General features: G+C 64.4%; 8 protein-coding genes. 4 read left to right on the top strand and 4 right to left on the bottom strand.

Features of this window, described 5'->3' with window-relative positions; genetic code table 11:
• Positions 1–1081: 1081 nt before the first annotated feature.
• The 3 genes from E1J50_RS04685 to E1J50_RS04670 form a co-directional block, all read right to left on the bottom strand.
• Positions 1082–1822 carry a hypothetical protein gene (locus E1J50_RS04685; protein WP_245516432.1) on the bottom strand — a complete coding sequence of 247 codons (741 nt, stop codon included), beginning with the start codon at positions 1820–1822 and terminating at the stop codon, positions 1082–1084.
• A 151-nt stretch (positions 1823–1973) separates the two neighbouring features.
• Entirely contained in the window at positions 1974–2708 is a 735-nt protein-coding gene (gene aqpZ, locus E1J50_RS04680) for an aquaporin Z (RefSeq protein WP_132250917.1), read from the bottom strand.
• A gap of 1166 nt (positions 2709–3874) precedes the next feature.
• Positions 3875–4201: an ATPase inhibitor subunit zeta gene (locus E1J50_RS04670; RefSeq protein ID WP_132250913.1), complete on the bottom strand. Its 327-nt coding sequence runs from the start codon at positions 4199–4201 to the stop codon at positions 3875–3877.
• A gap of 860 nt (positions 4202–5061) precedes the next feature.
• On the opposite strand from E1J50_RS04670, the gene E1J50_RS04665 reads away from it, so the two are divergent.
• The 4 genes from E1J50_RS04665 (at position 5062) to E1J50_RS04650 (ending at position 11399) form a co-directional block, all read left to right on the top strand.
• Entirely contained in the window at positions 5062–5844 is a 783-nt protein-coding gene (locus E1J50_RS04665) for a DUF4344 domain-containing metallopeptidase (RefSeq protein WP_245516431.1), read from the top strand.
• 163 nt (positions 5845–6007) lie between these two features.
• Positions 6008–8125: a hypothetical protein gene (locus E1J50_RS04660; RefSeq protein WP_132250908.1), complete on the top strand. Its 2118-nt coding sequence runs from the start codon at positions 6008–6010 to the stop codon at positions 8123–8125.
• A gap of 967 nt (positions 8126–9092) precedes the next feature.
• Positions 9093–9614, top strand: coding sequence for a hypothetical protein (locus tag E1J50_RS04655; RefSeq protein WP_132250982.1), 522 nt, complete (start codon positions 9093–9095; stop codon positions 9612–9614).
• A gap of 114 nt (positions 9615–9728) precedes the next feature.
• Positions 9729–11399: a SulP family inorganic anion transporter gene (locus E1J50_RS04650; RefSeq protein ID WP_132250905.1), complete on the top strand. Its 1671-nt coding sequence runs from the start codon at positions 9729–9731 to the stop codon at positions 11397–11399.
• 69 nt (positions 11400–11468) lie between these two features.
• On the opposite strand, the gene E1J50_RS04645 is transcribed toward E1J50_RS04650, so the two are convergent.
• A complete protein-coding gene (locus E1J50_RS04645) occupies positions 11469–11891 on the bottom strand; it encodes a hypothetical protein (RefSeq protein WP_132250903.1) in 423 nt (140 codons plus the stop codon).
• Between the last annotated feature and the right edge of the window lie 582 nt (positions 11892–12473).

The raw sequence follows: 12473 nt of genomic DNA, 5'->3' as shown, positions 1-12473 counted from the left end.
CGCACAGGCGAGCGCCCGAAATCCACCTCATGGCTCTTGGCAGGCACGCCTCTCTCCGTGTCTGGCCTTAAGCGGCCGGTCCGCCTCCCGCAGCTGAATTGCGGAAGTGGACGTTCGTTGCGGGCTGGGCGAACGCCTCGAGGTGACCCCAAGCAATCTCTCGCTACGACCATGTAGCTTGTCGGTGGCTTGATCGTCCGACCAGCACCCGTGGAGTGCTGGGGCTCGCCCGTACGCTGGGTGCTGTCTCCTTCACAGTCGGTGAGTTCCGAACGGCAGTTCACTACGTGTCGGTCCTGCCCCATGATTGAGACGTGGGCAGTCGGAGGAGCCCGCACGAGCGCTGACGTTCATCTGCAGAAGCGCTGTCCGAATGCGCTTCTATCAGTAGAGTTGAGCGGGCGCGGCATCTCGACCGCCGGCATCTAGCCTGTATCCGTTGCTTTAACTTGCACAGAATCACTGTTTGAATTCTCTGCTGACCTTCTCGCGCATGCTCGTGAAGCTTTTGCCTCCAGGCCGGCTGACGACAGCTGTGACCGTCTTGCAGGCGAGCGAGACTGTCTTGACTGACCAACCCTCTGTTTGACGGAAGGATTTCTTCCGCACGCGCTCACAGACAGGTGCCGGCGCGACCTTGGTTGCTGCTGTAGCCACCTTCGGAGCCTGAGCAGGACGTGCAGCGACCGCTCCTGGCACAGCAAGGAGCGCGAGAAGCAGAACAAGGCGGAGCATGGCTGAGACCTCAGGATAGGCCCACTAAGACAACGCTCCAACCTTGACCATTGTTCAGGCTGGAAGGCTGCTTCCTGCACGATCTATCGACGTGTGCGCCCATCCGAGGAGCGCACGTTCCAACCAGTGGCGGGTAGACTCTAGACGATGCAACTGGCCTCACCTCACGCTGTCCCGCTTTCCCTGTACGCCCGCTACGTCACCAACCAAGCCCGGTATCGGCAACAGCGTGCCTGCGTCCTGAGCAGAAGAAACCCCAGCCTTCTTTCGCTGTTCGGCACCCAGTGTCCGGCGACGTGCCCGAGCTGCGCCGGGCGGACTGAGCCCCGCTCAATGCAGGCCGCAATCAGCTCATGCGGCTGAGAACGTAGCAGTCCTCAATGGCCCAGCGGGGCTCGGGCCGGATTCCTGTGTCAGCACGTGGGATACGGCGATACACGTCGCTGTCGCGCAGATAGACCTCGTGCGCGGTGACGTGTTCAGGGCAGGTCCAATGGCCGCCGTAGCGGCTGTCAGGTTGCGTGTCCTCACCCAGGCCGACCATGGCAGCCGTATGGCGGCGCTCAAGAACGTCGCTCAGACGATCCCAAAAGTGCTCCGCGGTCTCGCCCGCTTGTGGATGCGCGCCTTCCCACGTCCAAGCACACCAGCCGCGTGCGCGCGTCCACGCCTGAGCCGCCACGAGCATGAGTTCGATCTCACGCCGGTCTGTCCCTTGCTCGTACAAGGTGTGCGCCAAATCGGCCGCCGTCTCAGCCGGAAGCGCCTGCGCAAGGGCCGACAGGAACGGACCCGCGGTCTCTTCATCGATGAAGTGACAGACCGAGTCCACGACGGCGACAATCGCGCAGAGGCCGCATTCGCCGGAGCCATATGCCTGTCGATATGGGCTGCACCTCTCCACAGTGACGAGCGGACAGCCGTAGAGGCTGGCGTCCACCGCCATCTCCGGGCGAACCGCGGCCGCATGGTTGCCGACGACCGGCGTGCCCTGGGCCATGCTCTGCGCCCAAGCAGAGGGCCGACCCGGGCCGATGAACGGGATCGCGGCGGTGGCTGCGGCGAAGATCCGTCTGGTGACCTCCATGACCGCCTCCTGAGAAGCGCCCGCTCAGGCGGGCCGCTTCAGGGAAATCCCGCCCCAAAGACCCGCGCTGGATGTAACACCCCGTCGCCGGCCCGGCTTCGCAAACACCGAGCTCGTTCCTTTTCCTCGCCCCAAGCAACTCCGCGCAACTTCACTCGGCTGGAGTGGCCGGCGCGATGCCGGTGACCTGTGCCGACGGCTCCGCGCTGATCCAGTGGTACAGGATCCCGCCCAGCACGCCGCCGAGCAGCGGCGCGATCCAGAACAGCCAGAGCTGCGCCAGAGCCCAACCGCCCGCGAACAAGGCTGGCCCGGTGCTGCGGGCCGGGTTGACCGACAGGTTCGTGATCGGGATGCCGACGAGGTGCACGAGTGTCAGGCAGAGTCCGATCGCCAGCGGTGCGAACCCGGCCGGCGCCTTGCCGTGCGTTGCTCCCATGATGACGAACAGGAACATCATTGTGAGCACCACCTCGGCGACGAGGCATGAGACGAGGCCATAATGGCCCGGCGAGTGCGCGCCGTAGCCATTGGCCGCAAAGCCGTTGGCGGGATCGAAGTTCGGCGATCCGCTCGCGATCGCGTAGAGCAGCGCCGCGGCGATGATGCCGCCGATGACCTGCGAGATCACGTAGGGCGCGATATCCTTCGTCGGGAAGCGCCCGCCGGCCGCGAGGCCGCAAGTCACGGCCGGGTTGAGGTGACAGCCCGAGATGTGACCGACCGCGTAGGCCATGGTGACCACGGTGAGGCCGAAGGCGAGCGAGACGCCGAGCAAGCCGATACCGATCTGCGGGAAGGCGGCCGCGACCACGGCGCTGCCGCAGCCCGCGAAAGTGAGCCAGAAGGTGCCGATCGCCTCGGCGGAGCATTTGCGGATGTCCATGGACGCTGCCTGAGTTCGGCGAGGTAACAGTTCCGGTCTCCGATCACGACGCGAGAGCGAGCTCAGTTAAGCCGTCAGTTTAGGAAAGATCGGCTCAACTGCCTCGCGGTTTTCTGACCTCGGCCGACCTTCGGTATTCGCGAGGTACGAGGTCACCATCGCCACACTTACAGTGGCAATACCGGTGGTCACTCATGGGCGCCCTTCCGCAGCCCGGAAGCCAGCAGCGTCATCCTAACGGCGCCTCACTATGGTGCTTGATCGGCAGGGACACCGTCCGTCTGAAGAGTTGCAGCTCAGCCTCAGGGGCTCGTCGATCGGGCGCCGGTTCCCCGCACAGCGGGGCATTCTGGTTCACCAGCCGCAGCCGTAATACCCATAGGGGAATCGTAGTTGGAATAGGCGGTCGGGCGTACCCCTAGCCGTACCTGTAGCCGTGTAGGATCTAAGCCAGAAGGACGGACGAGATGGCGAAGTGGCCCAGGCCTTAGGAGAAAGTTGCGAAGCCACGGCAGGCCGACGTGCTGATCTCGCAGGGCCACAGCGTGGCAAAGGTAGTCCGTGGTATCGGCGTCAGCGAGGTGAGCTACCTCCTTCATACCCACGCGAGTCTTCGCAAATGTTTCAGAACTCTGGCTTCAACTCTCTGTGCTCACTGCTAAGCTGGTTTCGGCGTCGCGAGGGAGAGACGATCCATGGGCGTGAGGACCTTCTTTGCCTACTTGGGGCTTTCCGCGCTCGCAGCCTCGACCTCCGCGTTTGGCCAGGGAACGCCGGAGCAGCGACAGGCTTGCACGCCGGACGCCATGAGTTTGTGCGGTGACTACATCCCCGACGCTGGCCGAGTGAAAGCTTGCCTCTTAAGCCAGGGACAGAGGTTAAGCCCAGCCTGCCGGGCCGCAATAGGAGTGCAGGAGATCAAGCCGCGGAAGCGGCGCCGCAAGCATGCCTGAGCGTTCGCTATGCTGCACCTCATTCGGTGATCTCGAAGACAGCGTGCATCGATCCCACGTAGCGGGTTACTGCTCCGCTTCCAAGAGGTTGGCACGTTCAGCCATGCCTTCCGGCGTTGGCTGGACGAGGGCCTCGCGCGCTGTTGCCGCGGCGAGCCGGGGACCGCGTCGTGATGACACCTGCGCTTAATGATCAGAATGAATTCAGAGCGGCTATCGCAGCATGAGTTTGCGCGCGAGCATCACCTCTGCGCCGCGGAGACTATCTCCTTGCGCTTCTGACATGGCCTTTCCGGCTTTAATCAGGAACTCGGTCATGACCTCCAGGATCTGCTCGTCGCTTTGGGCGACACCGGCAGCATCGAAGTCCTTGCGGATTTTGCTCAATACGTCGCTCCCCTCAGGATTGAAAACCGTCCGAGCCAGGGCATCTGAATACTCATCGGCTTCCCGACCTTGGATTCCTAGTTTATCAGCGGCCCATTTGCCGAGGAGCTTGTTGCGGACGAATATCCGCACTGGATCGTCGAAGCTGGTCATTCGACTTTCTCCAATCACTAAATGTTGAGCACGCTTTGAATTGCCTATGCCGCCAGGGTGACTTCTCTCGTTGCGATGGGTGTTGGGCGGAAAAGCTTATCTCAATCGAAGTGACGCCGACAGCTGGAAGTAACGATCGCCTCCCACCGACTTGGAGGAAGGCATCTCGTGGAAGCGCAGGCGCCTGCGTCGCTCGCTCCTTGTCGTACGAATGTGCTTCATGCAAAAAAGTAAGACACCGTACGGTCTAGACATGGCATTGCTCTGCTTGATTTATCTGGATTAGGGGTGCCAGACCGCCCGAACCAGGGGAGGATTCGCGCATGTCCTCGTCTAGCGAATTGCTCGTGCTGGAGCGCCCGATGCCATCTGACACAGCCCCAGATCCCAGGCCGGCGCAGCCATTGCCTTCCGGCTTCATCCACCGGAAGGTTGCGCAGGGATTTCGCACCGTTCGCTGCGCTAAGCCACCTGATGGCTCTCGGAGCCGAGCACACGCATGGCCCAAATCCGGGGATGCTGGTGCTGTGCGCGTGTATGCCGGAAACTCGGCCTGCACGATCCAGGCTGGAAACGTCTGGCTGTAGCTCGAGAGGTCGGTGAGCACGGCCGCGGAGCCAGCCGGCGCGCCGCCGATGAATGGATGCGCAGGGTTGCCGGCGAGATCAGCCTGGTGCCGCGGAGAGTGTTCGACGTGGCGCGCTCGATCCAGAAGGCGCCGCGTACCGAACCAACGCCGCCAACGGGTTCCGATCGGGCCTGCTGCAATGGGAAATCCTGTCCGATGCGTCGGAGCACTTGCTGGACTCTCGGCATCGCTGTTGGCGCTCTCGCCTCCGGACAGAGCCGCCGCTCGCGAGATGGAACTTTCGGGCAGACGACGCACCGACGTCCGGTATGAGGTCCCGAAGGAACAGGCTCACCGAGAGATCTACGATACGATGCGGGCGCGGCGCGTCCTGGAGCGGGTTGCGGCCGCCCTCGATCTCGTGCGCCTTCCAAAGCGCCTGAGCTACCGCCTGAAGGAATGTTCGGGCGAGCCGAACGCTTGGTATGACCCGCGCACGAGGACCATCGCCGTCTGCTACGAACTCGTCGCCAGCATCTTGCGGCTGGCGCCGGCGACGACTTCGCCGGCCGGCGTTTCTCGCCAGGATGCGATCCGCGGACCCGTCCTCCAGATCCTCTTCCACGAGAGCAGCCACGCTCTGTTTCATCTCCTGCTCATCCCGATCCTCGGTCGCGAGGAAGACGCGGCCGATCAGGTGGCCGCACTGGTGTTGCTGCACCTCGCCCCGGCCGATGCACGCATTGTGGTGAATGGCAGCGGCTACTTCTTTGCAGCGCTGGGACAGCGGGAGCCGACCGACAAGGAGAGCTTCGCCGGAGCGCACGGCCTGTCCTGGCAGCGCTTCTATAATCTGGCTTGCCTAGCTTATGGTTCGGACAAGCAACGCTACGCCTACATCGTCGACAAAGGATACCTCCCGGCCGACCGGGCCAAGGACTGCGAGGAAGAATACAATCAGATTGGTTTTGCATTTGCGGCACTGATCTCTCCACATCTGCGGGCACGACCGCGGAATGGAGAAGCTCTGCGCCGGGCATTTGCAAATACGACGGGGGCGCGTAAGCGCGAATAAGACGATGCTGTGGAATTCGCTTTGGCTTGGCTGTCCGAGTCAGGAATTGCTCGGGCTGAGGCACACGCGCCTACCTGCGAGCAACGCATCTGCGGATACGCGACTGCATGTCCGGCTCAAGACGGTGCCGACGAAGCGGTGCAGCGCCCCTCCGGGCGGAATCATGCGCCGTCTCCCGATCATCCTCCTCCTCGCCGTCCTGTCTGCGCAAAGTGCGACTGCGAAGACGATCTTCGTGACGCCGAATGGAGGAGGGCCCGGCTACGCCGCCGACGGCAGTCTGGCTGCCGCGCGGACCGAGGCATTTTCGTCAGCAACGATGCGAGCCGTCCTGCCCGGCGACATCGTGCAATTGCTGCTGGACACTCCGGATGCCGCCGCCACGCTCTATCGCGAACGCGTGGTCCTATCCCAGAAGCGGAGCGGCGAACGAGCACCTGTTGTGATCAGAGGGCTCGGAGCACGGACCCGGATCGTCGGCAAGAGCGTCGATCAGGTCCGCGACTGCCCGATGCCGGAGGACGACGCCGAGCGATCATGCGGTGACCTGTACGCCTTCCTGTCTTCGCCGCGGAAGCCCGACCTGCTCACGGCCTTGGTGGCCTCGCCCGACTCCGAGATAGAAGAGGGACCGCGATCGACGCGATCACGTCTCGCGATCCCCATCGGAAGGGCGGGCCGCCTCGCGGACGCAGCCTGCCTCGATCTCGACCGGGTCGACAGCGTCGTGGTCGAGGATCTGACATTCGAGGATTGCTGGATGACGGCAATTCGCGCCATCGGAAGCCGGCGCATCGCGTTTCGCCGCTCGCTCATCATTGGCGGCAGTTACGGATTGGCGGCGCGGGGGCAGGCCGACCATCCCTCCGATCAAGTCATCGTGGAGGACGTGACCTGGGTGCAGGACGCGAGTGGCTTCGATCGGGCGAAGCTGACCCGTGATGGACCATTCCGGTGCCGAGATGGCCGCGCAACGGAGCGTGGCTGCCCGGGCGTGATGTGGCGGAGCATACCCTGGGGCGCCAGCCACCATGGCGCTTACGAGCACTTCAACGGAGCGCTTCTCGGTGGCACCGATCTCAAGGGCGGGATCATCTTCCGCCGCAACACGATCCTCGCGGCCTTCAACGGCATCCGCCTGAAGGCGGCCAGCTGCGATGCTCTGCCGGCATCCGAGCTTTCTCCGACCACTTGTCCATACAACGCGAATCTGTGGATCTACGAGAACCTGTTCTCCTACGTGCGCGACAATCCCGTGGAGCTGGAGATTTGGTCGACGAAGGTGCACATCTTCGGGAACCGCATTCACAACGCCCATGCGTGGTTCTCGTTCGACAACATGGGGGGCGGCCCAGTTTTCGTCTATGGCAACCGCGGCTGGTTCGACGACATCCCGGCCGTCGCCCGTTCGCCGTCGGCGCCCGGTGACGCGCCCTGTCTGCGGAGACCGGTGCCACGGAATGGAACCGAGGAAGGGTTCGATCCCAGGCTCGACCGGCGCTTCGACTATCTCAAGGCTCGCTGGCTCCCGGTCGGTGTCGAACAGGTGGAAGCCTCGGGGCGCGTCGTGTGGATGGACCCGCTGGAGCTAGCCTGCGACGCGAGCATTGCAGGGCGTGTGATCAAGCTGGCCCTGCCGCCGAGAGGAGCGGCCCCGGACACGTTCCGCTACGCGACGCATGCGCCGATCTACGTCTTCAACAACAGCTGGTACCTGCGCTCGCCGGTGACCGGCATCGGCGCCGCCGCCAACCTGCGCCATTGGAACAATGCCATCCTGTTTTGCAAACCGGATACGCCGGGCTATCAGCCAAGCCTCTGCAAGGCCACGCCGGAGGTGTTCAACGCGGCGCGTTGCGGCCGAGAGTTCGTCAGGTCCGACGATCTCGGTCGGTACTTTGGCGCCGAGGGGAATATCCCACTCTTCGACTGCTTTCGCTGGCTGCCCATGGACGAAAACGGGCAGGATATTCCGTCTCTTCGCAGTGCGTTCGATCATGACGTCAGCAACAACGGGTTCCCGCAGGCATTCGCGCAGATTGCCGATTTCGAGCGCCACGGGCGCATGGCCGATCCGGGCTTCCGAGCGCCCGAACGTGGTGACTTCACCCTTGTGCGGGGGGCTGCGGCCGCGACGTCCGCCTGTCTCGTGAGCGAGGCAGCGGACGGACGCCTTGCCTGCGTCGACGCGCCTGCCGGCAGAGCGTTCGCGGGAGCCGTCGCTCCGGATGGCCAGCTCTACGGAGGTCCGAGCTCTTCAGGCTTCCGGCCACCAAATTAGGGATCAACGTCGAGTGGAGACCTCCGGCGATGTTTGCCTGGTCGCCAAGACCCCTTGCCGGCGGAGAGGTGCACGACCGCGAGCAGTGCGTTTGACGATTTCAGAGAGTTGGTCACTCTGGGTCAGTTCGCGGGACCGGTACATCCGGCCATCGACCATGGGCTGCTCGTCGGATGGCTGAAGCAGAACCCGGTCGCCAGCGGGCAGGGGCTTGATGGTCTTACTCCGTGATTGCGCTTCCTGCGCTGGATTTGCTCCGGTGCGTGGGCGAGCCCCGCGACATTGCGGTGCCTTGGCATTCCACGGCGGAATTTCCAGACGCGCGGTGAGTCGGCCTTCGGGTCTGAGGCTTCCCTAACGCCCAGCCGGCGAACGGCCACTTTGGAGAAGTAGTCTGGAGCGGCTGATTGGCGGCAATGGGCGCGAAGCGGTCGTCCAAAAATGGCCGAAAGCGGAATGGCGACTTGTGGGCGGGCTACAAGGCGAAGCACACGTCGTGGTCCGCCTTAGGATTGGTCCCGGAACGCTCGTTGAAGCTTGGGAGAAACGTCCAGCAGTAAGCGTCTACCGGTCGCGTTGGGCTTGAGACGCCTGAGGCGCAAGATGAAGGCACATGCAGCATCCCTGTGCCTCGGTCTCGATGGTGCAGACTGTTCAGTGCCTAGGGCACTGACGCCGACACAACGTACAGTGGGCAGAAAAATTCTTCCCGCAATCGCAGAAGGTTAGCCGACTGGCGCGTGGCGCGTTCGTCCGCGTCGGTGCACTAGGCTCTGAGCCTTGTGAGCTGGTAGACTGGATTGTCCCTAGTGACACCCGCCAGAGCAATGTGCATCGTCACGTCGGGCGACGGCGCTGCGTCGGGGTGTACCGGCAGTGGATAGCGACGATGAGCAATCCACGAATGCAATCGCCCCCGTCTTCGTCCATCGCGACTTCGGCAACGACGACTGAAGTCGACAGCCGGATGCGGCGGATCGGACATCGGCTCCTTGAGGAGGCCAAGCGCATCCTCGGCATCTTCGCCTATCTCTGGGTCGTCTTCGGACTCCTGATTCTGCACGAGCACATCGTTCTGTCGCGCCATGGCGTGACATATAGCTTCTACGGTCTGGCCTTCATCAATGCCTGGATCCTCGCGAAGATCATGCTTGTCGCCGAGAGCCTGGACGTTCGCCCGCATTTTCAGGGCCGCCCTCTCATCTACCCGATCCTCGCCAGATCCTGTGCCTTCGCAGCCCTTCTCGTGGGCGCCTACACCGTGGAAGAGGTGGCGCTCGGGCTCTGGCGAGGCGAGACCTTGGCCGACAGCGTGCCGGCTATCGGCGGGGGCGGGATCAGCGGGCTCGCGTCGGCAAGCGTCATCATGGCCGTGGCCTTGATCCCCTATTTCGCGTTCCGGGAACTCGGCCGGGTGCTCGGCCGAGGCCGCCTGCGCACGCTTCTTCTCAGCGGGGAAGCGGCCATCAGGGAAGTTCGCGAGGGGTGAATCCGGACTATAGCGGACGTCGTGGTGGGACAAGGGTCTGACGCGGTGGGCATTCTCCACGCTCACCGTGGTATGGTCGTCCCCTCTACCCAGGCCGGTTGCGGAGTAACGCACATGACGGGCCTCGGATCGACGGTGCAGGCCCTCCGGCACGGCGCGCCGTCAGAGCTACGCTTCGACGTCGTGGCGGGCCTCACCGCCGCCGCCGTCGTCCTGCCCAAGGCGATGGCCTTCGCCACCGTAGCCGGATTGCCGGTGGCGGTCGGCCTCTACACCGCCTTCGTTCCGGCGGTCATCTACGGGCTTCTGGGCTCGTCGCGCGTCCTCAGCGTCAGCTCGACGACGACCTTGGCCATCCTGACGGGGGCTGAACTCGGCAGCGTGGCATCCGACGGCGACCCGGCGAAGCTCGCTGCCGCGACGGCAACCCTGACGGCCCTCGTCGGCGCTCTGCTCCTCGCGGCGAGGCTGATGAAGCTCGGCTTCGTGGCGAGCTTCATCTCCGTGCCCGTATTGACGGGCTTCAAGGCCGGGATCGGGGTCGTCATCCTGCTGGACCAAGCTCCCAAGCTGCTCGGCTTGCACGTCACGAAGCAATCCTTCTTCGCGGACTTGGCGAGCCTCGTGCAGCACCTGCCCGAAACTTCCCTGTCGACGCTGGCCGTCGCGGGGACCACCCTGGTCCTGCTCGTCGGCATGGAGTGGCTCAAGCCGCACTCGCCGGCCCCTCTCGTCACGGTGGCGGCCGCCATCGCCGCCTCGTGGCTGCTGGGGCTTGGCGCCGTCGGCGTATCGACCGTCGGGACGATCCCGCAGGGCCTTCCCTCCGTGACCCTGCCGGATCTCGCCCTGATCCAGGCGCTCCTGCCAGGCGCCATGGGCATCGCGCTGATGAGCTTTACCGAGAGCATCGCCGCGGGACGGGCTTTCGTGAAACCCGGTGATCCACCGGTCGACGCCAACCGCGAGTTGATCGCGACCGGAGCGGCGAACCTAGGCGGCGCCCTCCTCGGGGCCATGCCGGCGGGCGGCGGGACATCGCAGACCGGCGTTGTACGGGCAGCCGGCGGCCGGACGCAGGCAGCCTCGCTCGTGACGGCAGCGGCATCGCTTGCCACGATGCTGCTCCTGGCCCCCCTCTTGAGCCTCCTGCCGCAGGCGACCCTCGCGGCGGTGGTCATCGTCTACTCGGCGGGCCTCATCCGGCCGGCGGAATTCCAGGCCATCTACCGGGTGCGCCGCATGGAATTCCACTGGGCGGCCGTGGCAGCCGTCGGGGTCCTGGTCTTCGGGACGCTCCAGGGCATCGTCGTCGCCATCGTTCTCTCCCTGGTCGGCCTCGCCCTTCAGACCGCTCACCCGCCGGTCTCCGTCGTCGCGCGCAAGCGCGGGGCCGACGTCCTGCGCCCCCTGTCGCCCGAGCACCCCGACGACGAGACGTTCGAGGGTCTCCTGATCCTCCGGCCCGAGGGACGGCTGTACTTCGCCAACGCCCAGAACGTCGGCGAGCGGATCCGGTCTCTGATCGCCGAGCACAAGCCGCGCGTCGTCGTCCTCGACCTCAGCCGCGTGCCCGACATCGAGTATTCGGCGCTGCAGATGCTGCAGGAGGGTGCACGGCGGACCAGCGTGACCCTCTGGCTCGTGGACTGCAATCCCGGCGTGCTCGACATGGTGCGGCGCGCAGGGCTCGATCGGGAACTCGGTCCCGACCGCCTGTTGTTCAATGCCCGAACGGCGATCGAGCGCTACAGGAAGCTTCAGGCACTCTCGGCCCCCGGCTAGGAAGGCGCCGTGCACCGATGCGTCAGCGGCCGCACCACCGCCCCCTCGGCGACACGGGATGTACGCCTCTCACGAGCAGCGCTGGTAGGCGACGCCGGTCGGATCCTGGTCGCTGTAGTAGCGTCTCAGCGCTCCGTTCGAAGGTGCCATCAGGATCCTGACCTCGTTGCCGGCCACGCTGTTCGCGCAGTCGAGGAGGAGGATCTGGCGGTCCTTGGCCGGCCGAACCGACATGATCTGGCAGGAGGCCATCGGAGTTCTCAGGCGCTTGCCGGAGACCATGAAGGCGGGCGCGAAGATATCGACGGGCTTCTTGAACGCCGTCGCCTTCCCTTTCGATGAGAAGACCTCAGCACAGTCGCGGCCCTCCAAGAGCCAGGCGCCCTGGTAGCCCGATAGGCCGGCATCGACTGCCCGCGCGGCCGGCACTCCGGCCGAGCTGGCAATGCCGAGCCCGAGTAAGGCGGCCCCGACGAAACGCGCAACTCCCATCGCGACCTCCTCCAGCGAGGCGAGCCTCATCGAGGGACCCGGGCGCGTGCTGCTGGCGCAAGCCTACCGACGCGAAGCCCCGAGATGAAGGTACAAGAAAAACGTAGACCTGACGCAACAGCGGCTGTTACTCTCGCGGACTGACGTCTTTTCATTCGTACGGCTGTGTAAATTCGAAGCAATGAACTCGAGGCGGTTGTCCATTTCCGTACAGGCATTCTTTTGACGCAGTGAGGTCGCCGCATCGTCGTCATGACAAGTGAGCCGCGCATTTTCGAAATCCGTGTCAGGACTGGCGAGACCGAGAACATCCTGCGGGCTCCGACCGAGCGAGAGGTGGCCACGAAGGCGGAGACCCTGATCCGCCGGGTTCACGCACGCGGCGAGTTGATCGGGTTCAGTATCTTGGGACCGAGCGCGGCCGGCATAGGTCGCCTCAGGACCTATCTTGAGGATGTTCTGGTCGAGATCACACGGCTCAGCATCTGACCGCAGGCGCGAGCGCTCAAGAAGCGACGCGTCCGGAGTGCCCCTGTCCTGTCGGATCAAGCGGGGCGCTCGGCGTGATGTTAGCGTGGCTGA

This window comes from Methylobacterium segetis, assembly GCF_004348265.1.
Lineage (GTDB): Bacteria > Pseudomonadota > Alphaproteobacteria > Rhizobiales > Beijerinckiaceae > Methylobacterium > Methylobacterium segetis.
The sequence above is the reverse complement of the archived record's forward strand: the minus strand, read 5'-3'. Positions and strand labels throughout refer to the sequence as shown.